Origin of the sequence: Dyella sp., assembly GCF_035685805.1 — a bacterium.
Classification (GTDB): Bacteria; Pseudomonadota; Gammaproteobacteria; order Xanthomonadales; family Rhodanobacteraceae; genus Dyella_A.
This window is the reverse complement of record NZ_DASSAB010000010.1, coordinates 12,160-37,704: the sequence shown is the minus strand read 5'-3', so window position 1 is coordinate 37,704 and position 25,545 is coordinate 12,160. Positions and strand designations below refer to the sequence as shown.

At 68.9% G+C, this 25,545-nt stretch carries 24 protein-coding genes; 10 read left to right on the top strand and 14 right to left on the bottom strand.

Features of this window, described 5'->3' with window-relative positions; all coding sequences use genetic code 11:
* Positions 1 to 3: 3 nt before the first annotated feature.
* A complete protein-coding gene (locus VFG40_RS01980) occupies positions 4 to 2,307 on the bottom strand; it encodes a TonB-dependent receptor (protein ID WP_324894346.1) in 2,304 nt (767 codons plus the stop codon).
* Between the two features lie 334 nt (positions 2,308 to 2,641).
* The gene (locus VFG40_RS01975; protein ID WP_324894344.1) at positions 2,642 to 3,511 is read right to left on the bottom strand and encodes an aldo/keto reductase family oxidoreductase; all 870 of its coding nucleotides are present in this window, start codon (positions 3,509 to 3,511) and stop codon (positions 2,642 to 2,644) included.
* Between the two features lie 124 nt (positions 3,512 to 3,635).
* On the opposite strand from VFG40_RS01975, the gene VFG40_RS01970 reads away from it, so the two are divergent.
* Positions 3,636 to 4,511: a LysR family transcriptional regulator gene (locus tag VFG40_RS01970; RefSeq protein WP_324894389.1), complete on the top strand. Its 876-nt coding sequence runs from the start codon at positions 3,636 to 3,638 to the stop codon at positions 4,509 to 4,511.
* A 201-nt stretch (positions 4,512 to 4,712) separates the two neighbouring features.
* On the opposite strand, the gene VFG40_RS01965 is transcribed toward VFG40_RS01970, so the two are convergent.
* The 3 genes from VFG40_RS01965 to htpX all read right to left on the bottom strand — a co-directional run bounded on the left by VFG40_RS01965 (position 4,713) and on the right by htpX (position 8,107).
* Positions 4,713 to 4,907, bottom strand: coding sequence for a hypothetical protein (locus VFG40_RS01965; RefSeq protein WP_324894342.1), 195 nt, complete (start codon positions 4,905 to 4,907; stop codon positions 4,713 to 4,715).
* A 289-nt stretch (positions 4,908 to 5,196) separates the two neighbouring features.
* Positions 5,197 to 7,065: a molecular chaperone HtpG gene (gene htpG / locus VFG40_RS01960; RefSeq protein ID WP_324894340.1), complete on the bottom strand. Its 1,869-nt coding sequence runs from the start codon at positions 7,063 to 7,065 to the stop codon at positions 5,197 to 5,199.
* A 148-nt stretch (positions 7,066 to 7,213) separates the two neighbouring features.
* Positions 7,214 to 8,107, bottom strand: a complete 894-nt coding sequence (gene htpX / locus VFG40_RS01955; RefSeq protein ID WP_324894338.1) for a protease HtpX — start codon at positions 8,105 to 8,107, stop codon at positions 7,214 to 7,216.
* Between the two features lie 149 nt (positions 8,108 to 8,256).
* Between htpX and gluQRS the strand changes: the two genes are divergently transcribed.
* Together gluQRS and phbB are read left to right on the top strand one after the other, a co-directional pair.
* Positions 8,257 to 9,123 (top strand): tRNA glutamyl-Q(34) synthetase GluQRS, encoded by an 867-nt coding sequence (gluQRS, locus tag VFG40_RS01950; protein WP_324894336.1) that lies wholly within the window; start codon positions 8,257 to 8,259, stop codon positions 9,121 to 9,123.
* Between the two features lie 100 nt (positions 9,124 to 9,223).
* Complete coding sequence (gene phbB, locus VFG40_RS01945) at positions 9,224 to 9,964, top strand: acetoacetyl-CoA reductase (RefSeq protein ID WP_324894334.1); 741 nt, start codon at positions 9,224 to 9,226, stop codon at positions 9,962 to 9,964.
* A gap of 89 nt (positions 9,965 to 10,053) precedes the next feature.
* On the opposite strand, the gene VFG40_RS01940 is transcribed toward phbB, so the two are convergent.
* The gene (locus VFG40_RS01940) at positions 10,054 to 10,869 is read right to left on the bottom strand and encodes a tRNA threonylcarbamoyladenosine dehydratase (protein WP_324894332.1); all 816 of its coding nucleotides are present in this window, start codon (positions 10,867 to 10,869) and stop codon (positions 10,054 to 10,056) included.
* A 153-nt stretch (positions 10,870 to 11,022) separates the two neighbouring features.
* Between VFG40_RS01940 and VFG40_RS01935 the strand changes: the two genes are divergently transcribed.
* The 4 genes from VFG40_RS01935 (at position 11,023) to VFG40_RS01920 (ending at position 15,527) form a co-directional block, all read left to right on the top strand.
* Positions 11,023 to 11,412 (top strand): cytochrome C, encoded by a 390-nt coding sequence (locus tag VFG40_RS01935; RefSeq protein WP_324894330.1) that lies wholly within the window; start codon positions 11,023 to 11,025, stop codon positions 11,410 to 11,412.
* A gap of 18 nt (positions 11,413 to 11,430) precedes the next feature.
* Positions 11,431 to 12,771: a sensor histidine kinase gene (locus VFG40_RS01930; protein WP_324894328.1), complete on the top strand. Its 1,341-nt coding sequence runs from the start codon at positions 11,431 to 11,433 to the stop codon at positions 12,769 to 12,771.
* A complete protein-coding gene (locus VFG40_RS01925) occupies positions 12,768 to 13,790 on the top strand; it encodes a response regulator (RefSeq protein WP_324894326.1) in 1,023 nt (340 codons plus the stop codon). Before VFG40_RS01930 ends, VFG40_RS01925 begins: the two co-directional genes overlap by 4 nt.
* Positions 13,791 to 13,865: 75 nt before the next feature.
* On the top strand, positions 13,866 to 15,527 hold the full coding sequence (locus VFG40_RS01920) for a M28 family metallopeptidase (protein ID WP_414649227.1): 1,662 nt from the start codon (positions 13,866 to 13,868) through the stop codon (positions 15,525 to 15,527).
* A gap of 65 nt (positions 15,528 to 15,592) precedes the next feature.
* Here VFG40_RS01920 and VFG40_RS01915 read toward each other — a convergent pair whose 3' ends face one another.
* The 6 genes from VFG40_RS01915 to VFG40_RS01890 form a co-directional block, all read right to left on the bottom strand.
* Positions 15,593 to 15,895, bottom strand: coding sequence for an Mpo1-like protein (locus VFG40_RS01915; RefSeq protein ID WP_324894324.1), 303 nt, complete (start codon positions 15,893 to 15,895; stop codon positions 15,593 to 15,595).
* Between the two features lie 65 nt (positions 15,896 to 15,960).
* Positions 15,961 to 16,836: a pirin family protein gene (locus tag VFG40_RS01910; RefSeq protein ID WP_324894322.1), complete on the bottom strand. Its 876-nt coding sequence runs from the start codon at positions 16,834 to 16,836 to the stop codon at positions 15,961 to 15,963.
* A 31-nt stretch (positions 16,837 to 16,867) separates the two neighbouring features.
* Positions 16,868 to 17,926 carry an NADH:flavin oxidoreductase/NADH oxidase gene (locus tag VFG40_RS01905; RefSeq protein ID WP_324894320.1) on the bottom strand — a complete coding sequence of 353 codons (1,059 nt, stop codon included), beginning with the start codon at positions 17,924 to 17,926 and terminating at the stop codon, positions 16,868 to 16,870.
* Positions 17,927 to 17,982: 56 nt separating this feature from the next.
* A complete protein-coding gene (locus tag VFG40_RS01900; protein ID WP_414649226.1) occupies positions 17,983 to 18,891 on the bottom strand; it encodes an alpha/beta hydrolase family protein in 909 nt (302 codons plus the stop codon).
* A 181-nt stretch (positions 18,892 to 19,072) separates the two neighbouring features.
* The gene (locus VFG40_RS01895) at positions 19,073 to 19,282 is read right to left on the bottom strand and encodes a cold-shock protein (protein ID WP_324894318.1); all 210 of its coding nucleotides are present in this window, start codon (positions 19,280 to 19,282) and stop codon (positions 19,073 to 19,075) included.
* 247 nt (positions 19,283 to 19,529) lie between these two features.
* The gene (locus tag VFG40_RS01890; protein WP_324894316.1) at positions 19,530 to 19,739 is read right to left on the bottom strand and encodes a cold-shock protein; all 210 of its coding nucleotides are present in this window, start codon (positions 19,737 to 19,739) and stop codon (positions 19,530 to 19,532) included.
* Between the two features lie 292 nt (positions 19,740 to 20,031).
* On the opposite strand from VFG40_RS01890, the gene VFG40_RS01885 reads away from it, so the two are divergent.
* Entirely contained in the window at positions 20,032 to 20,514 is a 483-nt protein-coding gene (locus VFG40_RS01885; RefSeq protein WP_324894314.1) for a hypothetical protein, read from the top strand.
* Positions 20,515 to 20,522: 8 nt separating this feature from the next.
* On the opposite strand, the gene VFG40_RS01880 is transcribed toward VFG40_RS01885, so the two are convergent.
* Positions 20,523 to 21,794 (bottom strand): winged helix-turn-helix domain-containing protein, encoded by a 1,272-nt coding sequence (locus tag VFG40_RS01880; protein ID WP_324894312.1) that lies wholly within the window; start codon positions 21,792 to 21,794, stop codon positions 20,523 to 20,525.
* A gap of 403 nt (positions 21,795 to 22,197) precedes the next feature.
* Between VFG40_RS01880 and VFG40_RS01875 the strand changes: the two genes are divergently transcribed.
* Positions 22,198 to 23,292 (top strand): phospholipase A, encoded by a 1,095-nt coding sequence (locus tag VFG40_RS01875; protein ID WP_324894310.1) that lies wholly within the window; start codon positions 22,198 to 22,200, stop codon positions 23,290 to 23,292.
* A 99-nt stretch (positions 23,293 to 23,391) separates the two neighbouring features.
* On the opposite strand, the gene VFG40_RS01870 is transcribed toward VFG40_RS01875, so the two are convergent.
* Entirely contained in the window at positions 23,392 to 23,874 is a 483-nt protein-coding gene (locus tag VFG40_RS01870; RefSeq protein ID WP_324894308.1) for an FKBP-type peptidyl-prolyl cis-trans isomerase, read from the bottom strand.
* A 118-nt stretch (positions 23,875 to 23,992) separates the two neighbouring features.
* Here VFG40_RS01870 and dacB point away from each other — a divergent pair, with 118 nt between their 5' ends.
* Positions 23,993 to 25,537 carry a D-alanyl-D-alanine carboxypeptidase/D-alanyl-D-alanine endopeptidase gene (gene dacB / locus VFG40_RS01865; RefSeq protein WP_324894306.1) on the top strand — a complete coding sequence of 515 codons (1,545 nt, stop codon included), beginning with the start codon at positions 23,993 to 23,995 and terminating at the stop codon, positions 25,535 to 25,537.
* Positions 25,538 to 25,545: the final 8 nt, after the last annotated feature.

The following is a 25,545-nucleotide window of genomic DNA, read 5'->3' as shown; positions in this document are numbered from 1 at the left end:
GGCTCAGAAGCTCACGCTGGCGGACAGCCCGACGGTGCGCGGGGTGACGTAGTTCGCGCTGAACGGGCTGCCGGTCGGGTCGGTGGTTTCCGAACTCATCGCGCTGATGCCGCGGTCGTTGGTGAGGTTCTTGACGTACGCCTTGAAGGTCCAGCGCGCGACATTGACGCCCGCGCGCAGGTCGACGCCGTCGTAGCTGGGCACGTCGAAGCGCGGGCCGGGCACCACCTGGAAATCGGTCACCCGCTTGCCCACATAGCGATAGCTGCCGCCGACGAACGCGGACCAGCCGTTGCCCAGCGGAAAGTCGTAGTCGATGCCCAGATTGGCGCTCCAGCGGGGCACCCACGGCAGCGGGTCGCCCTTGGCGCCGTAGAGGCCTTCGGGCGTGTCCGCCGCCAGTTGCGCGTCGGTCCAGGTGGCATTGGCCGACAGCATCAGCCCCGGCGCGGCGGCATACTGCCAGCTCGCCTCCACGCCCTTGCTGGTGGCCTTGCCGCCGTTGCCGAGAAAGCTGAAGCCGCCGGCAAACGAGGTCAGCTGGATCTTGTCCCAGTCGATGTAGAAACCGGCCACGTCCAGCGTCATGTGTCGATCGAGCAGCGTGGACTTCACACCCAGCTCGTAGCTCACCAGTTTGTCCGGCGCGAAGGTTTCCGGCGCCCCCAGACCCGGCGGTACGCCCACGTTGGGGCCGCCCGGACGGTAGCCCGACGCCACGCGCGCGTAGGCCATCACATCATCGCTGAAGGTGAAGCTGGGGCTGATCAGGAAGGTGGTGGGCGAGTCCGAGCCCTTGATGGTGAAATCGCTGTCGCCCACCAGGATGCCGGTGCCGGTCTGCGCGTAGGTGGTCTGGTCGTGGGTGTAGCGCGCGCCCAGCAGCACGCTGAAGCGCTCGCTGGCGTGCCAGGTGATGTCGCCATAGCCGGCCCACTCGGTGAACGTCGCCGGCCCCACCGCGATGTGCCCCAGCGTGAACGGCAGGGCGATCGGCTCGCCGGTGCTGGCGTCGAAGGTGAGGATGTCCTGCACGTTGCTGGTGTGCTCGCGCGTGTAGAACACGCCCACGCGCCATTCCAGCGTCTGGTCGGCCGGCGACTGCAGCCGCAGCTCCTGGGTGAACTTGCCGAGGGTGATCGGATTTCGGATCGAGTAGCCGCCGTTGTCCAGCCCGAGCGCCGGATTGATGATCGGACCGTAGGCCACCGTCGCGTCCGTGTTCACGTCCCGGTCCAGCGTGCTGTAGCTGGTGGAGGACACCAGCTGGCTCCAGCCCAGGTTGGCGTCGATGCCGGCGTCGTAGAGGCGGTAGCGCACCGCGAATGCTCCGGCGCCGGGCGTGCGGTTCTGCTTGAGATCGCCGTAGATCGGCCGGAGCGTCAGCGGATCGACGTCGGTGCCGGTGTTGGCCAGCGCATCGCCGCTGAGGTTCTGCGCCAGCGCGGACAGCCGCAGCGACACGTCGGCGTTCGGCGTCCACAGCAACTGGGCGCGGCCGCCATGCACCCGGGCGTCGTCCACGTCTTTCTTGCCGGTGGCGACATTGTCGGTATAGCCGGGGTCGTGCCGGGTGTAGGCGTTCACCCGCAGCGCCAGCGTGTCGCGCACCAGCGGCAGGTTGACCATCGCGTGCGCGTCGAAACCGTCGCCTCCGTCGGAGACGCTGCTGGCGCCGGCCTGCACGCGCCCGGCAAACGCGCTGGCGTCGGGCTTGACGGTGACGAACTTGACCAGCCCGCCGAGCGTGTTCGATCCGTACAGGGTGCCCTGCGGCCCGCGCAGCACCTCGATGCGTTCGACGTCATCCGGATCGATGTCCGGCGTGAGCACGCTGCCGGCGGAGTAGACCGTGCTGGAGCCGTAAGGGGTGTCGTCGATGTAGGTGCCCACCGTGGCGTTGGCGGTGTTGGCACCGGAAGTAATTCCGCGCAGCGTGAGCTGGGTCTGGCCCGGCCCTTGCGACACCGTACTGAGCCCCGGCACGCGCGTGGCGTAGTCGGCGAAGTTCAGTGCGCTCTGCCGTTCCAGATCGCTGCCTGAGAGCGCGGACACCGCCATCGGTACGGCCTGCAGGCGTTCGCTGCGCTTGTTGGCGGTAACCACGACCGTGCCCAGATCGGTGGGCGCGTCCTGCGTTCCGGGCGAGGTGTCCTGCGTCTGCGCGGTGGACGCCGGTGCCTGCGTCGGGGCAACCCCGGTCGATGCGGGCGACGGGCGGGCACCTGCGCTCAAAGGCCCCAGCAGGGCGAGGGCGACGGCAAGGTAGATGGCGCGGCGAGCGTGGAGCTGACGGCTTGAATCCATGACGTTCTCCCCCGAGACGGTCGTGTGTGGGTCGGGGCGAGTGTTATTCAATTAACAAACAAGTGTCAATGATATTTACATATCATTCCTGGCAGCGCGCCTGTGCGCCGGTGCAGACGGCGCACAGGCCTATCCGGAGCGAGAAGGGTTTGCAGTGCCGGCTCGGGCAAGCTGACTTACGTGGAAAGGTCCGGCCGTAAAGCCGTCCATACCCGGGCGCGCCGGTGCGCAGCGTGCGCCCGGCGCGGCAGGAGCGCTGTTCCGGCCGGACCTTCTCGCCATGCTGCGCATGCTGCCTCGGCCATTCGCCCGCGCGCCCTGCCCTTGGCGACCGTCAGGCCGCGCCGATCGCGTCCAGCTGCGCCATCGACGGCGCATCGAGGATGATCCGCGTCGACGCGAGGTTCTCGTGCAAGTGGGCCACCGACGCCGTGCCCGGGATCAGCAGCACGTTCGGCGACCGCGCCAGCAGCCAGGCCAGCGCCACCTGCATGGGCGTCGCGCCGAGCCCGGTCGCCACATCCAACAGTGTTTGCGACTGCAGCGGGCTGAAGCCCCCGAGCGGGAAGAACGGCACGTAGGCAGTGCCCTGCCCGGCGAGCGTGTCGATCAACGCGTCGTCGCTGCGGTGAGCGAGGTTGTACTGGTTCTGCACGCAGACCACGGGCGCGATGGACTGCGCCTCGGCCACCTGCGCCGCGGTGACATTGCTGACACCCAGGTGACGGACGAGGCCGCGCTGCTGCAGTTCGGCCAGTGCGCTGAACTGCGGCGCGATGCTGCCCTCGGCGGGGCCATGCACACTGAGCATCGAGCGCAGGTTCACCACGTCGAACACGTCCAGCCCCAGATTGCGCAGGTTGTCCTCCACCGCCTGGGTGATCTCGGCAGGGCTTTGCGCGGCGTTCCAGGAGGCATCCTCGCCGCGCCGGGCACCGACCTTGGTCACGATCACCAGATCATCCGCGTAGGGATGCAGCGCCTCACGAATGAGCCGGTTGGTGACGTGCGGCCCGTAGAAGTCACTGGTGTCGATGTGATTGACGCCCGCCTCGACCGCAGCCCGCAGCACGGCAAGGGCGGCGGCGTGGTCGCGGGGCGGGCCGAACACGCCCGGCCCCGCGAGCTGCATGGCGCCGTAGCCCAGGCGGTTGACGGTGCGGTCGCCGAGCAACCAGGTGCCAGCCGATACGGACGTTTTCATGAAGTTCTCCGGAAGACAGTGAAGGGATGCGCTGCACTATGGCCGACCGGTAGCGGCCTGATAATCCGGCACAATCAGTACGGGCTGTACGGAGATCCGGACAATGGCGTATGAGCTGCAGGATCTGCAGGCGTTCCTGCGGGTGCTTCGCGCGGGCGGTTTCCGGGAAGCCGCACGCAGCGGCGGTGACTCCGCCTCGCGGCTGAGCGAGGCGGTGCGCCGGCTCGAAGCGCGCCTGGGCATGCGCCTGCTCCATCGCACCACCCGCAGCGTTTCGCCCACCGAGGCAGGCGCGCGACTGGCCGAGCGGCTGGCGCCGGCGCTGGCCGAAGTGCAGGCCTCGCTGGACGTGGTCAACCATTTTCGCGACCGGCCGGCGGGCACGCTGCGGCTCAACGTGCCGGCGAACGTGGCGCGCACGGTGCTGCCGAACATCATCACGCCGTTCCTCAAACGCTACCCGGAGATCCGGCTGGAGGTGGTCGTGGAGGACAGCCTGGTCGATCTGATGGCCAGCGGCTGCGACGCCGGCATCCGCTACGACGAGCGGCTGGAGCAGGACATGATCGCGCTGCCGATCGGCCCGAAGACGCAGCGCCTGGTCACCGCCGCCGCGCCCGCCTACCTGGCCGAACGTGGCAGCCCGCGCCACCCGCGTGACCTGCTGCAGCACGCTTGCCTGCGCGGCCAGTTCTCCGGCGGCGCGGTGCCGGCGTGGGAGTTCGAGCGGGCCGGCGAGGTGGTGCGGGTGGATCCCCCGGGTCCGCTGCAGGTAAGGCTGGGCGCGGCGCTCGACCTTGCGGTGCAGGCCGCGGTCGACGGCCTGGGGATCATCCATCTGTTCGAGGACTGGCTGCAGCCCCACCTGGACAGCGGCGCGCTGGTGCCGGTGCTGAAGCCGTGGTGGCAGAGCTTCCCCGGACCGTATCTGTACTACGCCGGCCGCCGCCACCTGCCCTCGCCGCTGCGCGCGTTCGTGGAGTTCGTTCGGGAGGGATGAGCATTGCTTCGCCACGCCCGCCCTGCGCGCGGGACCCATGCCACTGACCATGGCCTGGCATGCGTGCATGCGCGCGGCGGCGGCGCGGATCGTCCGGCTCCGGAAGAATCGCGCTTTCAGACGTTCGCGGGGCTACGAGCCTTGGCCTCGGCTCCCTCGGCCGCTCCCTCTTTGGCGCATGACGCTGGCGACCCCGCGGTGTTAGATCCGCGCCCGCGGGTAGAGGTCGCGCGCATGGGTGCGGGTGAGCAACTCCGGCACGCCGGAGGTCTCGTTCCACAGCGCGCCGCACTGCCTGCAGCGCATCAGGAAACTGGGCACCTTCGGATTGGCCGCCATGCGCTCGAAGCGGTCGTACGGCGCGTGGTAGCCGGATTGGCAATCGGTACAGAGCATGCGTTGGAATCGTCTGGTGGCGGCTCCGGAATGGGAGGCTCAGCCGTTTGAAAAGTGTGCGGCTGACGGCGGCGGGACAGTCCCGGCAGCGCACGGCATGAAAGCCGCAAGCGAGCGCCTCGCCCCGCCGCAACAGCGAACGTCAACGAAGCGCAGGCGTTTTGCCCGGTGTCGTTCTGCTGCGCGACCAGCTGGTTGCTTGCGCGCTTTGCGGGCCTGGCCGCGCCCTCTCCGCGACGGTCGAGGCGGCCCGGGAGCGGGCCGCCTCGGTCTTCAGAACAACGAGCGACTAGCCCAGCAGCACCCGGTTCATGCGCTGCACGAACGCGGCCGGGTCCGGCAGCTGCGCGCCGGCGGAAATTTCCGCCTGCTCCAGCAGCAGGGTGGCCAGGTCGCGTGCCTTGCTCTCGTCCGTCTCGCTCTCCACCCGCTTCACCAGCGCGTGCGCCGGGTTGATCTCCAGCGTGGGCTTGCTCTCGGGCATGTCCTGCCCCGCCTCGCGCAGCAGTCGGGCCAGATGCGGCGCCATCTCGTAATCGCTCAGCGCCAGGCACGACGGGCTGTCGGTGAGACGGGCGGAAACCTTCACCTCGCCCACGCGATCGCCGAGCAGCTCCTTGAGCTTCTTCAGCAGCGGCTCGGCCGCCTTGGTGGCTTCTTCCTGCTTCTGCTTGTCGGCCTCGTCCAGCGGCACGTCGCCCTTGGCCACGCTCTTGAGCTTCTTGCCCTCGTACTCGGAGAGCGAGCCGATCATCCACTCGTCGATGCGGTCGGACATCAGCAGCACTTCGATGCCCTTGGCCTTGAACGCTTCCAGCTGCGGGCTGCCGGCGGCGGCGGCGTAGCTGTCGGCGGTGATGTACCAGATCGTGTCCTGGCCCACCGCCATGCGGCCGATGTAGTCGTCCAGCGAAACGTTCTGCGCGGTGCCTTCACCCTTGGTGCTGGCGAAGCGCAGCAGCTTGGCAATGCGCTCGCGGTTGTTGGCGTCCTCGGCGATGCCCTCCTTGAGCGTGTTGCCGAAGGCCTTGTAGAAGGTGGCGAATTTCTCCGGCTCGTCGCGCGCCAGCTTTTCGATCAGGTCGAGCACGCGCTTGACGCAGGCGGACTTGATCCGGTCGAGGTTGCGGTTCTGCTGCAGCAGCTCGCGGCTGACGTTGAGCGGCAGGTCATCGGCATCGACCACGCCGCGCACGAAGCGCAGGTAGTTCGGCAGCAGCTCCTCGGCGGCGTCCATGATGAAGACGCGCTTGATGTAGAGCTTCAGCCCCTTGCGCTCGTCGCGCCCGCCCATCATCAGGTCGAACGGCGGCTGCGAGGGCAGGTACAGCAAGGTGGTGAAGCTCTGGCTGCCCTCGACCCGGTTGTGGCTCCAGGCCAGCGCGTCGTTGAAATCGTGGCCGAGCGACTTGTAGAACCCCTGGTAATCCTCGTCGGAGATCTCGCTCTTGGGCTTGGTCCACAGCGCCGAGGCGGCGTTGGTGCTTTCGAACTCGTCGGTCGGCTTGCCGTCTTGTTCCTTCGGCATGCGGATGGGGAAGGCCACGTGGTCGGAGTACTTGCGGATCAGCGACTTGAGCTGCCAGCCCTTGAGGAACTCGTCCTCATCGGCCTTCAGGTGCAGGATCACCGCAGTGCCGCGCTGCGGCGCGTCGACCTGCTCGAGCGAATACTCGCCCTTGCCGTCGCTTTCCCACTTCACGCCCTCGCCCTCCGGCGCGTCGGCGCGGCGAGTGATCACGGTGACCCGGTCGGCCACCACGAAGGCGGAATAGAAGCCCACGCCGAACTGGCCGATCAGCCGCGCATCAGCCTTCTGCTCGCCGCTCATCGCCTCCAGAAAGCGGCGGGTGCCGGAGCTGGCGATGGTGCCGATGTTGGCGACCACTTCATCGCGCGTCATGCCGATGCCGTTGTCGCGCACGGTGACGGTGCGGGCGGTTTCGTCCCAGCTCACGTCGATGTGCAGCTCGCCGTCGCCGCTGAGCAGGTCGGGCTGGGCGATGGACTCGAACCGCAGCTTGTCGCAGGCATCGGAGGCGTTGGAGATCAGCTCGCGCAGGAAGATTTCCTTGTGCGAGTAGAGCGAGTGCGTGACCAGGTGCAGCACCTGGGCGACTTCGGCTTCGAATTTGCGGGTTTCGGCGGGTGCGTTCATGCGTGGTGGTTCCGTTTGTTGCGGTTGCTTGGATGGGGACTCGATGGTTCTGCCGGCACCCCGGCGAACGCCGGAATGACGGTGGGGGAGCGAAGGCTTCCGGCCGGCACCCTCACCCTGCCTCTCCCCGGCGGGGCGAGGGTTCGATTCAGCGCGCCGCGCCGCTCTGCAGCGCCGCGATGCGCTCGTCCAGCGGCGGGTGACTCATGAAAAGGCGCTGGATGCCGGCAGCCAGCGGCCCGGAGATGCCGAACGCCGCCATGATGGTCGGCAACGTGCTTTCGCCGTGGTTGACCTTGAGCCGCTGCAGCGCCGAGATCATTGCGCCGCGGCCGGCGAAGGTGGCACCGGCGGCATCGGCACGGTACTCGCGCCAGCGCGAAAACGCCGCGACGATCATCGAGGCGAACAGGCCGAACACCACCTGCAGCACCATCACCGAGACGAAATAGCCGATCCCGCCGCCGCGGTTGTCGCGCCCGCCGGACAGCCAGCTGTCGACCACCCGGCCGACGATGCGCGAGGCCAGGATCACCAGCGTGTTGAGCACGCCCTGGATCAGCGTCAGCGTGACCATGTCGCCATTGGCGACGTGGCCGATCTCGTGACCGAGCACGGCGCCGACCTGCTCGCGGTCCATCTGCTGCAGCAGGCCGGAGCTGACCGCCACCAGCGCCTTGTCGCGGCTCATGCCGGTGGCGAAGGCGTTCATCTCCGGCGCGTCGTAGATCGCCACCTCGGGCATGCCGATGCCGGCGGCTTGCGCGTGGCGTCGAACCGTATCGACCAGCCAGCGTTCGGTTTCGTTGGCGGGCTGCTCGATCACCCGCGCGCCGGTGCTGCGCTTGGCGATCCACTTGGACATGGCCAGCGACACGAAAGCGCCGCCCATGCCGAAGACCGCGGCAAATACCAGCAGCCCGGTCATGCCGCCGTAGCCGCGCTCGGCGGCCATGGCGTCGATGCCCAGCAGGTGGCAGACGATGCTCAGCAGCAGCAGGACCGCAATATTGGTGGCTATGAACAGGGCGATGCGACGCATGGCTGTCTCTCTGGTCTTGACCGTGGGGAACCGCGGCAGCGCCGTGGCTGCCGTGTGCAGCTATTCGGGGCGCACGCACCGGGTTTCAAGGGTTCACGGCGCCCGCGCGAGGCGGTAGACGGCGCGCGGGCGCCGCTTAGAATGGCGTGATGACCTACCGCGGCCGCTTTGCCCCCTCGCCCACCGGGCTGCTGCATTTCGGCTCGCTGGTGGCGGCCGTGGGCAGCTGGTTGTGCGCCCGGGCCGGTGGCGGACAGTGGCTGGTGCGCATGGAAGACATCGACCCGCCGCGCGCCGTGGCCGGCTCGGCCCAGGCGATCCTGGCGGCGCTGCCGGCGTTCGGGCTGCTACCGGACGGACCGGTGCTGTTCCAGTCCGAGCGCCGGGGCGCCTATGACGTCGCGTTCGAGCAGCTGCGCGCGGCCAACCAGGTTTTTCCCTGCTGGTGCAGCCGCAGCGACCTGGCCATCCATGGCGGCCTGCATCGCGACGGCGCGTGCGTGGCCCCGCCGGACCTCGAGCGCGCGCCGGCCTGGCGGCTGCGCGTGCCCGATATCGAGATCGACTTCGACGATGCCCTGCAGGGCCCGCAGCGGCAGAACCTGCGCGAGGTGGCGGGTGATTTCGTGATCCGTCGGGTCGAGGGGTTCTACGCCTACCAGCTCGCCTGCGTGGTGGACGATGCGGTGCAGGGCATCACCGAGGTGGTGCGCGGCGCCGACCTGCTCGACACCACGCCGCGCCAGATCTACCTGCAGCGCTGCCTGGGCCTGCTGACGCCGCGCTACCTGCACCTGCCGCTGGTGCTGGACGGGCAAGGCCGCAAGCTCTCCAAGTCGACCCGCGCCAACGCGGTGGACCCGTCCGACCCGCTGCCGGCGCTGCGTCGGGCGCTGGCGTTCCTCGGCCTGCCGCACGCGGAGCCTGCCGCCGGCGCGCAGGAACTGCTGGCGCAGGCGGCGGCGCAATTCGACCGGGCGCAATTGCGGCAATGCAGCGGTCGTCTGGACATCTGAAACGCTATAAAGGCGTGGTATCCCTGATTCCCCACGCTCGCCCGTCACCCGCGCCATCGGCCCCGGCGCGACATCCGTCTACTGCAAGGAGATCGAAGACATGACCCAGCGCACCGCACTCGTCACCGGGGGCACCGGCGGCATCGGCACCGCCATCGTCCGCTACCTGGCCGGCCAGGGCCATCGGGTGGCATCCAACTACCGCGATGCGGAGCGTGCCGAGCAGTGGCGCAAGGCGATGGCTGCCGAGGGCATCGAGGTGTGCATGGTGCAGGGCGACGTGGCGGACCCCGCCTCGTGCGAGACCATGATCAAGGGGATCGAGGAGAAGTGTGGCCCGGTGGAGATCCTGGTCAACAACGCCGGCATCACCCGCGACACCACCTTCCACAAGATGAACTACCAGCAGTGGACGGAGGTGATCAACACCAACTTGAACGCCTGCTTCAACGTCACCCGCCTGGTGATCGAGGGCATGCGTGGGCGCAAGTGGGGCCGCATCGTGCAGATCAGCTCGATCAACGGCCAGAAGGGCCAGTACGGTCAGGCCAACTACGCCGCCGCCAAGGCCGGCATGCACGGCTTCACCATCTCGCTGGCGCAGGAAAACGCGAAGTTCGGCATCACCGTCAACACCGTCTCGCCCGGCTACGTGGGCACCGACATGGTGATGGCGGTGCCGGAGGACGTGCGCGAGAAGATCGTGGCGCAGATCCCGGTCGGCCGCCTCGGCAAGCCGGAGGAAATCGCCCATGCCGTGGCGTTCTTCACCGGCGACATGGCCAGCTGGATCACCGGCGCCAACCTCGCCATCAACGGCGGGCATTACATGGGCTGGTGAACAACCCATGGTGGGCAGCCGGCAGGGAACCGCCGGACGTGCCGCGCAGAACCAAGCCGGGCCACGCGCCCGGCTTCTTCATGTTCGTGTCACTCCCCGGCAGGGGAGTCGCGCTTCTCGAGCAGCTTCTCCATCACCTTGCCCACGGCCGCGAAAGCGAAGGCACCGGTGACATGGGTCGCCGCCCCGAGGCCGCCGCCGCAGGCGAGGTTCAGGGTGTCGCCGCCCGGCGGCCGGGTGCCGCAGACGGTGCCGTCCGGCTGCGGGTATTGCACGTTCTGCAGCGAGTACACCGCGGACACGCCGAAGTAGCGCGACGGGCTGCGGGGGAAATTGAAGTCCTGCCGGAGCTTCTTGCGGATCAGGCTGAACATCGCGTCGTGCTCGGTGCGCGACAGGTCGCGCACGCGGATCTGGGTCGGATCGGTGCGCCCGCCGGCCGAGCCCACGGTAACCATCGGCAGCTTGCGGCGGCGGCACCAGGCGATCGCCTCGAGCTTGACCCGGAACGCATCGCAGGCATCCAGCACCACGTCGTAGCCGCGATCGAGCAGCTCGTCCAGCGTGGACGGGGTGAGGAAGCGCTCGATCGCCTCCAGCCGCAGCTGCGGGTTGATCGCATGCAGGCGCGTGGCCATCACGCCCACCTTGGGCTTGCCGTATTCGCCGTCCAGCGCATGCATCTGCCGATTGGTGTTGGACACGCAGACCTCGTCGGCATCGATCAGGGTGAGCCGACCCACCCCGCTGCGCACCAGCGCCTCGGCCGCCCACGAGCCGACGCCGCCCACGCCGATAACGCACACGTGCCGGGCCGACAGCAGCGACAGGCTGCCCGCGCCGTACAGCCGCTCGATGCCGGCGAAGCGCTCGCGCAGGGTGGTCTCGCCGTGGCTCACGGGCATACCGGCCGGCGGGGTGGAAGCAACGACATGGCGAACTCCGGTGGGAACGGCCGGCAATTGTAAGCGCGAGCGCGTCGTGCAGCCGCGTGCGGATGGCAAGGCACCGCCGCTCGGCTATGCTCCGCCAGTCTTTTTCCACGGGAATCCCCTGCCATGCGAGCTGCTCTACTGATTGCCCTGGGGCTGGTCATCGGCATCCTCGGCACTACCTTCACCATCAGCGCGCTGCACCAGCGCACGCCCCTGCCCAAGGCGGTGATGACGGTGATGGCGTACCACGTGAGCCAGCTGGAGCACGCGGTGAAGGCCAAGCAGTGCGATGCCGCCGCCACGGGTGCACAGCTCGATCGCCTGCGTTCGGTCGCGTTCGACATCCCGGCCGCCTTCAAGGGCGCCGAGCAGCCGTTCCTCGACGCCTCGGACAAGCTGCAGGGCACGCTGCGCAACGCGACCGCGGCAGCGCCGACCACCTGCGCGGCCCTGGCTGACGCGATCAAGCCGGTGGAAGAAGCCTGCGACAGCTGCCACAAGCAGTACCGCTGACGCCGCCGCGCCCACGCCATGCCATCGTCACGCCCCCTGTTCCGGCAGCGCCTGCGGCAGAAGCTGCAGCGGCTGGACGATGCCATGTTCAAGCACGCCAGCCCGTCGCAGCCCACCTTGGTGGCGATGAGCGCGATCGGCGCCGCGTGCATGCTGCTGTATTACCCGGTGTGGAAGTACGCGCTGCCGCAGCCTTACGAGAGCCTCGCGCTGCGGCTGGCCGGATGCGCGGTACTGCTGCCGCTGGCGCTGCTGCACTGGTGGCCGCGGCGCCTGCGCGCGCTGCTGCCGGCGTACTGGTATGGCGTGGTGACCTTCGTGCTGCCGTTTTTCGCCGGCTACATGCTGCTGCGCAACGGCGGCAGCACGCCGTGGCTGCTGATCCACCTGGCCTCGATCTACCTCACGATGATGATGTTCGACCTGACCAGCTTCCTGGGCATCTTCGCGCTGGGCTCGGTACTGGCGTGGATCGCCTGGCTGGTGGGGCCGCACGCGGCCATGCCGGTGGCGCCGCTGCTGCTGTACCTGCCGCTGCTGGCGATGGCGCTGGCGCTGGGGCCGCTGGCCAGCCTGTCGCAGAAGCACGCCGATCTGGCGCGGATCCAGGCACTCACGCGCGCGTCCAACAACATCGCCCATGAGCTGCGCACGCCGCTGGGCTCGCTGCAGATCGCCGGGCAGGCGTTCCGCCGCTACCTGCCGGACCTGGTCGCCGGGCACCGGCTCGCGCAGGACGCCGGGCTGCCGGTGGTGGCGCTGCGCGGCGCCCACCTGGAGGCGCTGGAGCGCGGCATGGACACCATCGAGCACGAGGTGGCGCATGCGCACACGGTGATCGACATGCTGCTGATGGCGGCCCGCCCGCTGGACCCCCAGCAGCTCGACCGGTTGCAGGCGCGCGCGCTGGTGCGCACGGCGCTGGAGCGGTACCCCTACGCCTCGCGCGCCGAGCAGGAGCGGGTGCACCTGCGCGGCGAGGACGACTTTCCGCTGCTCGGCAGCGAGACGCTGCTGATGCACGTGATCTTCAACCTGCTGCGAAACGCGCTGTTCCACACCGGGCGCGCCGGCAAGGGCGAGATCGACGTGCAGGTGGAGCGCGGCCAGGGCAGCGGGCGGATCGTCGTGCGCGACACCGGACCCGGGATTCCCCCGGACGTGCTGCCGCGCATCTTCAATCGGTTCTATTCCTATAGCGAGGACGGCGCGGGCGTGGCCGGACTCGGCATCGGCCTGGCGTTCTCGCGCGAGGCGGTCGAGCGGATGGGCGGCGACATCCAGTGCCGCTCCCGCTGGGGCGCGTTCACCGAGTTCGTGATCTCCTTCCCCTCCCGCGAAACGGATGCGCGCGCATGAGGCTGTCCTTCGACTACGGCGTACCCGCCTTCCAGTTCCCCACGACCACGGTGATGGTGGACGACCACGAGAGCTACCTCGGCGTGGTGCCGCTGATGCTCGACCCGCTGCAGCGGCTGAAGAGCTACAGCTCGCCGCGGCAGGCGCTGGCGGACCTGCGCCACAACGACAGCCGCGACGTGCCTGGCGGCGGCTGGCTGTACCGCTGGCACGAGCATCCGTCGCCCAACCGCGAGCTGGTGGCGCTGGACATCGATTCGATCGTGCGCACCATGCACGACCCCGCGCGCTTCGCCGAAGTGTCGGTGGTGGTGGTGGACCAGGCGATGCCGGAAATGGACGGGCTGGAGTTCTGCCGGCAGATCGCAAACCCGCACATCGGCAAGGTGCTGCTCACCGGCCGGGCGGACGACGAGACGGCGATCGAGGCGTTCAACTCCGGCCTGATCGACCGCTTCATCCGCAAGAACGATCCCAAGGCGATGGAAAAACTGCAGCAGGCGATCGTCACGCTGCAGCAGCGCTATTTCGAGCGGGCAGGCCGGTTCGTCTCCGAGGCAATGGCACTGGGCGACGTGCGCTTCCTGCGCGACCCGGTGTTCGTGCCGATCATGCGCCGCATCGTGGCCGACTTCGCCGCCATCGAGTGCTACCTGCACGTCAACCCCACCGGTCTGCTGCTGCTCGACGCCGATGGCGACGGCCGCTTCGTGCTGATCCAGACCGACGACGATCTGCGCACGCACTACGAGATCGCCAGCGACCTGGGCGCCTCGATCGAGGTGCTGAACGCCTTGCGCGACGGCACCGCCCTGCCCTGGTTCGCCAGTCGCGACGGTTTCTACAGCGGCGAACCGGACGCGCCGCCGGTGCGCATGGTGCCGGCCACCACGGTGCGCGGCGAGCACTGGTACCACTACGCGGTCATCGACGACGTCAACAGCCGCTTCGAGCTCGACCGGATCGTCTGCTACCGCCGGTGGCTGCGCGAGCAGGACGGCTCGGCGCCCGCCGGCTGAGACGTTCGCCGTATTGGGCCGCGCTTGCGATATGGGTAGGATCGGAGGGTCTCCCCCAACGCAGGTGCCTCCATCGTGAAACGACTGCTTGCCTGTTCGATCCTTGCCGCGCTCGCCACCGCGGCGTCCGCCACCGACGCCACCAAGGCGCCCACGTTCGACCCGCACTACCTTTCCGAGCAGGTGAAGACGCTCGCCTCCGACGCGTTCGAAGGCCGCGGCCCCGCCACCGCCGGCGAGAAGCGCACCGTCGCCTATGTCATCAGCCAGATGAAGGCCGCCGGCCTGCAGCCGGCCGGCGCGCTCGAGAACGGCAAGCGCACGTGGACGCAGCCGGTGCCGCTGGGCCGCTTCGAGATCACCGGCACGCCGAACTTTGCGCTCACCGTCGACGGCAACCGGAAGCCGCTGACCCAGGGCGACCAGATCGCCGTGCGTGCCGCGCAGGACGGCTCGACCAGCGTGGACATTGCCAACGCCCCGCTGGTGTTCGTCGGCTACGGCGTGAAGGCACCGGAGCGCAACTGGGACGACTTCAAGGGCGTGGACCTGCACGGCAAGATCGCGGTGGCGCTGATCAACGATCCGGACTTCGAGACCGGCCAGGGCGACTTCGGCGGCAAGGCCATGACCTATTACGGCCGCTGGACCTACAAGTACGAGGAGATCGCCCGCCAGGGCGCGCTCGGCCTGTTGATCATCCACGAGACGGCGCCGGCATCCTACGGCTGGCCCACGGTGAAGAACTCCAACACCAACACCCAGTTCGACATCGTGCGCGAGCATCCGGCCGAGGTGCACTCCAAGGTCGAGGGCTGGATCCAGCGCGACCTCGCGGTGCAGATGTTCAAGGACGCCGGGCTGGATTTCGACGCGCTGAAGAAACAGGCCCAGACCCGCGACTTCAAGCCGGTGACGTTGAAGGGTGAAACCTTCTCGGCCAAGTTCAACGTCGACGCCTCGGTGATCACCTCGCAGAACATCCTGGGCATGGTCAAGGGCACCAAGCGTCCGGATGAAACCGTGTTCTACAGCGCGCACTGGGATCACCTGGGCGTGGGCGAGCCCGATGCCACCGGTGATCGCATCTACAACGGCGCGGTGGACAACGCCACCGGCACCGCGGCCCTGCTCGCACTGGGCAAGGCCTTCGCGCACGGGCCGAAGCCGGAGCGTTCGGTGGTGTTCCTCAACGTCACCGCCGAGGAGAAGGGGCTGCTCGGCTCGGAGTACTACGCCACCCATCCGCTCTATCCGGAAGCCAAGACGGTAGGCGTGATCAACATGGACGCGCTCGATCCGCACGGGCCGGCCCGCAACTTCACCATCTCCGGCAGCGCCAAGCTCGGTCTGCTCGACGACCTCGTCGCGGTGGCCAAGGCAGACGGCATGAGCTATGCCCCCGACCCGCATCCGGAGGCGGGCTACTTCTTCCGCTCCGATCACTTCTCCTTCGCCAAGCGCGGCGTGCCGGCGATTTCGTTCGGGTCGGGCGACGACTGGTCCGACGGCGGCGTGGCAGCCGGCGAAGCGGCTGAAAAGGCCTACACCAAGGACCACTACCACCAGCCGTCCGACCAGTGGCAGGCCGACTGGAGCTTCACCGGCATGGCGCACGACCTGGGCGTGCTCTACACGCTCGGATCCAGGCTTGCCAACTCGGACGAATGGCCGAACTGGAGCACCGACTCCGAGTTCCGCGCCGCCCGCGACGCCACCGCCGACCAGCGCAAGTAAGCCGGCTCGGCAAGCAAGAAGGGCAGCCGTCACGGCTGCCCTTTTTCATGGCCAGGAGGAAAACGTCAGAGCCGCACGCGGCCACGCAGCACGTCGAAGAACATCACCCAGTCGCCGGCCAGGCTGTACAGCGGATGGCGGAAGGTGGCCGGGCGGTTCTTCTCGAACACGAAGTGTCCGATCCAGGCAAAACCGTAGCCCGCCACCGGCGCCAGCCACAGCCACACCAGGTGCCCACTGGCGAGGGCGCCGAGGACGATCGCCAGCACGCACGCGCTGCCGGCAAAGTGCAGGCGCCGGCACGCGCGGTTGCGGTGCTCGCCCAGGTAATACGGGTAGAACTCGCGAAAGCTGGAAAAGCCGGCCATGTCCGTCTCCGAGGCACCCTGCCGAGGGTACGCGCGGCGCGGTGCCTTTGCACCAGCGAACCGTGCTACTTCGCCGGCAGCGGGATGAACTCCTCGTCGTCACCCGGCACGCGGTCGAAGCGGCCGCCCACCCAATCGGCCTTGGCCTGCTCGATGCGTTCGCGACGGGTCGACACGAAGTTCCACCACAGATGGCGCTCGCCATCCAGCGGCGCACCGCCGAACAGCATCACCCGGCTTGCTTCATGCGCGCGCAACGGCGGCGCGGACTCGCCGGCCTGCACCGCCATCAGTCCGGCCGGCACGGCCAGGCCATCCCACTCCAGCGCGCCCTCGATCACGTGCACGCCGCGCTCGGCGTGCTCGCCGGGCCACTCCAGTACGGCACCGGCCGCGAGCGTGGCCTCGATGAAGAACATCGGCGCGAAAACCTTCACCGGCGACGCTTCGCCATAGGCGGTGCCGGCGATCAGCCGGAGCGAGGCACCCTCGCGCTCGATCCGGGGCAGCTCGTCGGCGCCGTGGTGGTGGAACTCGGGCGCCACCTCCTCGTCCGGCTGCGGCAAGGCCACCCATACCTGCACGCCGTGCAGCGTGTGGCCGGCTTCGCGCTCGGCTGGCGGAGTGCGCTCGGAGTGGGTGATGCCGCGGCCGGAAGTCATCCAGTTGACCGCGCCGGGCCGGATGTCCACCGCACTGCCCAGGCTGTCGCGATGCCGGATCGCACCGTCGAACAGCCAGGTCACGGTGGCCAGCCCGATGTGCGGATGCGGGCGCACGTCCATGCCCTTGCCTGCGGGCATGCCGGCCGGACCGATGTGATCGAAGAACACGAACGGCCCGACGTGGCGCGCATCCAGCACCGGCAGCAACCGGCGCACGCGGAAGCCGTCGCCAAGGTCGTGCACGCGTCCTTCGATGAGGCGGGGCGAAGCGTTCATGGGGTGCCTCCACGGCAACGGGGAAAGGGCATCACCAGGATCGCTGGTACTGCACCGGGACGTCGATAGTCGCGCCGAGCGCCTTGGCCGCGCGGCGCGGGAAGTAAGGATCGCGCAGGCTCTCGCGTGCCTGCAGCACCACGTCCGCTTCGCCATCGCGCACGATCGCGTCGGCCTGCTGCGGCTCGGTGATCATACCCACCGCGCCCGTGGCGATCTCCGCCTCGCGGCGGATCCGGGCGGCAAACGGCACCTGATACCCCGGCCCCACGGGAATCTTCACGTGCGGCACGAGTCCGCCGCTGGACACGTCCACGAGGTCCACGCCCAGCGGCTTGACCATCCGCGCCAGCGCCACGCTCTGCTCGGCGTCCCAGCCACCGTCAGCCCAGTCGGTGGCCGAAACACGCAGCCACAGCGGCAGGTGCGCGGGCCATACTTCGCGCACTGCCTGCACCACCTCGCGTACCAGCCGCATGCGGTGCTCGAGGCTGCCGCCGTAGGCGTCGTCCCGCCGGTTGCTCAACGGCGACAGGAACTGGTGCAGCAGATAGCCGTGCGCGGCATGCAGCTCGATCAGCTCGAAGCCGGCCGCCAGCGCGCGTTGCGCCGCCGCGCGAAAATCGGCCACCACCCGCGCGATGCCTGCGGCGTCGAGCGCCTGCGGCACGTGCCAGTCGCGGTCAAACGGCAGCGCCGAAGGCGCCACCGTGAGCCAGGCGCCGTCCGCGGCAGCCAGCGGGCCGCCGCCGTCCCACGGGCGCTGGGTGCTGGCCTTGCGGCCGGCATGCGCCAGCTGGACGCCCGCGACGGCGCCCTGTGCCTTGATGAATGCAGTGATCGGCGCCCACGCGTGCTGCTGCGCCTCGTTCCACAGGCCGGCATCGCCGGCGGAGATGCGTCCTTCGGGCGAGACGGCCGCCGCCTCGGTCATCACCACGGCCGCACCACCCACTGCCCGGCTGCCCAGATGCACCAGATGCCACGCATCCGGCAAACCGTCGGTGGCCGAGTACTGGCACATCGGTGAGACCACCAGCCGGTTGCGCAGCGTGAGCGAGCGTTGCTGCAGCGGATCGAAAAGAGACATGGGCGACCTTTGGGAGTGATGCGAAAGAGCAAACGTGCCGGCGCGCGGGCGCCGCTTCAAGGTGTGCTCTGGTTTTCCTGGGCGAACGGGCTGTTTCTGCCGCCGTCCCAGCGGGCGATCGCGTCGGCGATTGCCGCGGGCGCACGCATCCATGCGAAGTGGCCCGCCGGCTCCCCCGCCAGCGCCTCGCGGCCGAACTCCAGCCGGCAGGCGGGCGACGCGGGAAGTTTGTCCAGCAGCCACGCCTGCGACGACGCCGGTGCCAGCCAGTCGTCGCGCAGGCGCATCGCCAGCACCGGCTTGCGCAGCCGCGCCAGCGCGGCGTCGAGATCGCCGATGCCGCGCGCGGCGTAACGGCCGGTGCGGCCGGTGCGGCTCCAATCGGTGATCACGCCACGGGCCTCGTTGCCCGCGAAGCCCAGTCGACGACCGGGCAGGTGCCCGCGCAAGCGCGCCAGCAGCGGCGCCAGTGTGTACGCCTGACGGATCAGCCAGCCGTGTCGGAAACGCCGCCAGTAGGGCGAACCACTGGCGACCAGCAACAGTGCATCGACCTGATCCGGATGCAGGGCGGCATAGAGAAACGCCAATTGGCCGCCGAGGCTGTGCCCGCCCATCTCGTGTCTGGCCTCCCCCACCCGCGCGCGCAACGCCGCCACCGAGGCCGGCAGATCGCACTCGAGCAGTTCCCGGTAGCCCCAGTCCGTGCGGCGACCGGCACGACGATCGCTGGAGCCGATACCCCGCCACTCGTGGATCGCCATCGCCACGCCCTGCCCGGCCAGCGCTTGGGCCAGCGGCAGGTAATGCCGCGCCGGCACGCCCATGGCCGGCAACCAGTGCACCACCCGCTGCGCGCCCGCAGGCGGCTGCACGAGCATCATCTCGAAGCGAGCGCCATCGGCAGCGACCACCGGCACGATCTCCGGCGCCTGGTCGCTCGGCGCCTCCCTGGTTACACCCACGTGCTGACATCCTGCGCAACGGCCAGCGCCCAGCGTAGTGGCTGGTGCCGACCCGCGCGACCGCGCCCGATCGGCCCGCGCGGCCGCGCACGCAAAGGCGGCCAGCAGCTGCCGGCCGCCTTGCGCGCTGCATAGAGGCGTCGCGACGGCCGTCGGGATGACCGCCGTCGCACGGCGCCGATCAGGCCGGCGCCACTTCCTCGGCCTGCAGGCCCTTCTGCCCCTGCACCACCTTGAAGCTCACCTTCTGGCCTTCCTTCAGGCTCTTGAAGCCGGTGCCCGTGATGGCGCGGAAATGCACGAACACGTCCGGTCCGCTTTCACGGCTGATGAAGCCGAAGCCCTTGGCGTCGTTGAACCATTTGACGGTACCAATCTCTCGATCCGACATGACCCACTCCGATTACGCTCGACGTGATGCGACCGTACGCCCGCCCGGGCGGCGATCGACTGGGTCATGCACGGGACCGGCGGTGCGCGCAGAGCGAAGGGCAGACACGGGCCCTTGCCGGCACGAGGCTGACACAGTGAAAAAAATCATAGCGGATTTTCCCGGCCGTCCAGCGGCGCCGCCCGATGCAAAAAAGCCGGGCGAGACGCCCGGCTTTTCCGTTGGTGCGCTGGTCCAGCCGCGATGCTCAGGCCGGGGTGACTTCCTCGGCCTGCAGGCCCTTCTGCCCCTGCACCACCTTGAAACTCACCTGCTGGCCTTCCTGCAGGCTCTTGAAGCCGTTGCCGGTGATCGCGCGGAAATGCACGAACACGTCCGGGCCGTTGTCGCGGCTGATGAAGCCAAAGCCCTTGGCATCGTTGAACCACTTGACGGTACCGATCTGACGATCAGACATGGGGAATCACTCCGTAGGTTTTCTGGTCGAAACTGGCGCCCGCGAGCGCCGTTGCACTGGTATGCGCGGAAATCCTCGGGGTGAAGCGATGAGGCGGATGAGCATCGGCAGCATCGGGTCAGCAGCTCTGGTGACCCCGGCAAACACAGCGAAAAAATTATAACCACGCGCGCCGGCGCCGAAACAGTCCGCGATGGCCTGCCGGGTTGCGCTGAATCGCCGCGTGTTCAGGTTTTCTTGACCTGCACCGTAGTCTAGTCAGCGCGCTATCGGTATCTCAGGGGACTCAAGCATGCGCACGTACCACACCGTAACCTTCGCCGGCCTGGTCGGCGCCCTCCTGCTCGCTGGCTGTGCCGATCACCGCACCCGGCGCGACGAGCCGGCGCCCTCGCCCGCACCCTCCGCTACTCGCGCAACGCCGAAGAGCTCGGCCGGCGCCACCGCGGCCCGACCGGCGGCCGCGCCAGATGAAGGCGCAGCCGCCGCCGATGCCGACGCGTCCAGCGATGCCCCGATCGGCATCCCGGCCTGCGACGATTACCTGTCCAGCTACCGCGGTTGCCACCGGACTGCCGCGATCTACGCACCGGACGAGATCGAGCACCGCTACGAGATGATGCACCAGAGCCTGCTGCGCGACTCCCGCAATCCGCAGATCCGGCCGCAGCTGGCCGCCCGTTGCAACTCGCTGGCTTCCACGCTGCGCCAGGCGCTACATGGCAAGGCCTGCCAGATGACGCCGGCCGAGGCTGCCAGCAGCGGCAGCGACTGATCGCCAGCTCAGGCCGCCAGCGCGCCCTGCAGTGCGCGCGCCCAGCTGGCAGGGCGGCTGGGACCCACCCGCACCACCGGCGTTCCGTGCCACTGCGCCAGCCGCTGCAGGGCCAGCGCCAATTCGCGCCAGAGGCGATCATCCGGCTGTACCGCTGGCTCCAGGAACAGGGCCTTCACCTCGAACTGGCCGCCCGCCCGATGCGCCTTTGCATCCAGTCGCCCCACCAGCTCGCCGCGATGCAGGATCGGCAGCACGAAGTAGCCGAACTGCCGCTTCGGTGCAGGCGTGTAGCACTCCAGCGCATAGTCGAAGCCGAACATGCCCAACGCGCGTGCGCGGTCCCATACCAGCGGATCGAACGGCGACAGCAGCGCGGTGTGGGTGGCACGCAGGCGCCCGGCGCGAGTGGCTGCCAGCGCGGGCAGCTCGTCGACATGCACGTAACCGGGCGCGTTCCAGCCGTCCACCGCGACCGCTTGCAACACCCCTTCTCGCAGCAACGGCGCCAGCTCCGCATCGGTCACCTGCGGCTTGAGCCGGTAGTAGTCGGCGATCCAGCGCGCGGGCGTTACGCCAAGCGCCCGCACGGTGTCGACGATGAAACGCCGGCGCAGCGCGGCAGCGCTCAGGTCGCCGGCGACGGCAGTTGCGGGATCGAGCCTTTCGCGCACGCGCGCGGCCAATTCGTAGACACGCTGGAACTTGTCACGCCGCAGCACCATCAGCTCGCCCAATGCAAACCACGCCTCCAGCCAGCGCTTCTCCGGCTTCCACTCCCACCAGCCGCTGACACCGCGGTCCTCGCGGGCGAAATCTGCTGCGCGCACCGGACCGTGCTGCGCCACGCGCTCAAGCAACGCCTCCATCTCGGCACGATGTTCCCGGTGCATGCGCGCGGCCGAACGATGCGCCCAGTGGTGGCCGCGCTGCCGCCGCCACGCGTCGTGCAGCGGGAAATCCGCCGCCGGCACGAAACACGCCTCGTGCGCCCAGCATTCGGCGATGCGGCCCGCCGCCAGGGCCTCGTCGAGCCAGTGCATCGGGTAGTCACCCAGCCGCGCATGCAGCACCAGGTAAGGGCTGCGAGCGACCACGTGGATGGTGTCGATCTGCAGCATGCGCATGCGCGCGATCGCCGCGACGAGGTCCGGCGGGCGAGCTCGGCGGCGCAGCGGCTGCAGCAGCCCCTGTGCGTGCAGCTGCAGCCGTCGTGCCTGCGGCAGGGTCAGGGCGGCGCCAGGTGCGTCGTCCGCGGCGGGAGGGGATTGAGCTGGCATTTACAAACTCTCTGCTAGCGTGCGCCGGCGTCGTATCCGGCCGGAGCAGGCGCCGACGCGCCAATCCGCGGATTCTTGCATGGAGTGACGATCATGGATCTGGCACGGACGCCTTCGCCGATTCGTCGGGTATACGCCGCGCGGCATGTCCGGTCGAAAAGCGGCGCAGCGCGACTTCCACGCGACATGCAGCGGCTGCAGGTAAGGTTCGTGCCAGCACGGCGCAGGCTGCGCGCGCGCAGGTCCGGTGCTTTCGCCACGGGGCTGCGCCCGCGGCCGCAAGCTCACGCACCACGGCGTGCCGTCCGGGTTACGCGGCCGTCCCGATCCTGCCACGCCGCGCCGATCCGCCCTGAACTGCTCCATCCCCAAACCACTCCTCTCTCAGCCAGGTTTCCAGGTCATGAAGACGCTCCGCCCCGTTCGCCCGCTCGCCCTGCCATTCGCACTGGCCGCCGCCCTGCTGCCCGCCATGAAGGCGCACGCACAGAATCCCGATCCGATGGATATCCGCGGGTGCACCGCCATCGAGAGTGATTCGCAGCGGCTGGCCTGCTACGACAGGGCCACCGGCCGGGTGAACCTGCCGATCGCGCAGAAGCGCAGCGACAGCAGCGACACCACCATTTTCGGTCGCGACGCCGGGCGCCGCTCGGAGCCGAACGATGCGGTGAGCGCGCCGCTGTCGCTGCTCGACTCGCGCTGGGAACTGGCGCCGGAAAGCAAGCTCGGCACGTTCAACATCCGCGGCTACAAGCCGGTGTTCGTGATGCCGGTGTTCGCCACCAGCGATCAGAACAACCGCCCTACCAGCCCCAACCCCGACAACACCGTGCCGACCAGCCAGGCGCTGCAGAATGTGGAGGCGAAGTTCCAGCTCAGCCTCAAGACCAAGGTGGCGCAGGACGTGTTCGGTGACGTCGGCGGCGACCTCTGGGTCGGCTATACCCAGTCCTCGCGCTGGCAGGTCTACAACAAGCGGCTGTCGCGGCCGTTCCGCGAGACGGACTACGAGCCGGAGGCCATGCTCGTGTTCAACACGCACTACGACGTGTTCGGCTGGCAGGGCCGGCTGCTGGGCATCGGTGTGGACCACCAGTCCAACGGGCGATCCAATCCGCTCTCGCGCAGCTGGAACCGGGTGATCGCCGACGTCGGCTTCGAACGCGCCGGCTGGACCGTGATGCTGCGCCCGTGGTGGCGCATCCCCGAGGACGCGGCCGACGACAACAACCCGGACATCAGCGACTACATGGGCCGCGGCGAGGTGCAGATCGTGCGCGAGCTGGACAACCAGGAGTTCGGGCTGATGCTGCGCCACTCGTTCCGCGGCGGCAGCCGCAGTCACGGCGCGGCGCAGTTCACCTGGAGCTTTCCCGTGGCCGGCAACCTGCGCGGCTACATGGAAGTGTTCAAGGGCTACGGCGAGAGCCTGATCGACTACAACCACAACGCCACCTACGTGGGCGTGGGCGTGTCGCTGCTCGACTGGTACTGATCAGCCCGGCCCGATCGGACCTGACCAACTGACGCGACAACGCCGCCCGAGGGCGGCGTTGTTTTTTCCCTTCCGGCGCAGTGGCCGGCGGTCGACGTATCAGTGCTGGTGGCCGCCGGCGCCGTGCACGTGACCGTGTTCCTTCTCTTCGGCACTGGCCTCGCGCACGTCGGTCACCTGCACGTCGAAGTGCAGGTTCTGGCCGGCCAGCGGGTGGTTGCCGTCGATGAACACCACGTCGTTCTCGACCTTGGTCACGGTGACGTTGATCACGCCCTGGGGACCACGGCCCTGGAACTGCATGCCCGGCTCGATGCTCTCCACGCCCTGGAACGCATCACGAGGCACCTGCTGCTCGAGCTCCGCATGACGCACGCCGTAGCCTTCTTCCGGACTCACGTCGACCTTGAACTGGTCGCCCGCCTGGTGGCCGGCCATCACCTTCTCCAGGCCCGGCACGATCTGCCCGGTGCCGTGCATGTAGGTAAGCGGCTCACGCTCGGCGGAACTGTCGATCACCGTGCCCTGGTCATCGGTCAGCGTGTAGTGGAAGGAGACGACACTGTGTTCGGCAATCTGCATGGATACTCTCGCGATGGGGGACAAATCCGCCGGCTGCACGCCAGCACGAAGCGCGAAGACTAACAGATCGACCCTCCACGCCCTGCGCAGGGGCCGTGCAGGGCTCATACTGAAACGCATGCACCGAACTCTTACCCGCCTTGCGGCGCTGCTGTCCCTGGCGCTGTGCAGCGCCGTCCACGCCCAGGCACCCGTCGCTGCTTCGGCGCTGCGCCCGGTGGACAAGCCGAACGCGCTGACCGCGTCGATCGATGCGCTGATTGCGCAGCCGCGCTTCGCCGGCGCGCAGTGGGGCGTTGCGGTGGTGTCGCTCGACGACGGCCGCACCGTCTATGCGCACCGTGCCGAGCACCTGCTGCAACCGGCCTCCACCGCGAAGCTCTTCACCGCGGCGTTGACTCTGGACGCGCTCGGCGCCGACCAGCACGCCACCACCCGGCTACTCGCCAAAGGGCCGGTGCATCGCCGGCGGCTCGATGGCCCCCTGGTGCTCTACGGCATGGGTGACCCCGCGCTGGGTACCGATGGCACCAGCGCGGACTGGGCCGACCAGCTCGCCGCGCAGCTGGCCGCAAACGGCATCACGCGCATCCACGGCGACCTGATTGCCGACGACAGCTACTTCGCCGGGCCGTTGATCGGCTCAGGCTGGGAGGTAGGCGACCTGCTGAGCGCGTTCGCCGTGCCGGCCTCCGCGCTGAGCGTGCGCGAGAACGCAGGCTGGCTCACCGTGTCGCCGGCGGCGCATGCCGGTGGCGCGGCCGACCTGGCGCTGGATCCACCGCTGGCGATCCCCGGCCTTACCAGTCGGATCGTCACCACCGCGGCTGGCAGCCGCAGCGACATCAACCTCTACCGGGCGCCTGGCGGTGACACGCTGTACGCCTTCGGCAGCGTCGCCGCGGACACGTCGCCGCGCCGGTTCCACCTGGCGATGGCCGATCCGGCACGCGTGGCCGCCGAAGCGCTGCGCGAGGCGTTCGCCCGGCACGACGTGCTGCTCGACGGGCGCGTGCGCACGCTGCATTGGCCCGACGACGACAGTACGCTGATCGCTGGTGCCACCCTGGTCGGCGAGATCGACTCGCCGCCGCTGGGCGAGATCCTGCGACGGGGCCTGAAGCGATCGCAGAATCTGTATCTGCAGAACCTGCTGCTGATGGCGGGCGTGCAGGCGCAGACCATCGCCATGCAGGGCGCCTCGCCGCCACAGGGGTTCATCACCACCGAGGCGTGGGGCCTTCGCGCCCTGCGCAAGCTGCTCGATCGCATCGGCATCGCGCCGACGCAGGCGCGACTGGAGGAAGGCAGCGGACTGTCGCGGCAGAACCTGGTGACGCCGGCGGCGATGGTGCGCCTGCTGCAATACCTCGCCGTGCAGCCCTACGCGTCGCTGCTGCGTGACGCGTTGCCGCTGGCGGGCGTCGATGGCTCACTGGCCAGCCGCTTCCGCGGCACCCCGCTGGCCGGCCGGCTGCAGGCAAAAACCGGCTCGATGACCTTCGTCAACTGCCTCGCGGGCTACCTCACCACCGACAGCGGCGAGCACCTTGCCTTCGCCATCATGCTCAACAACTACGAGCCGCAAGCGGGTGCTCCGTCGGCCAGCCGGGACGTGGACGCCATCGCCGCGCTGCTAGCCGGCACGCCGCCCGCGCCCTGAGCAGGACA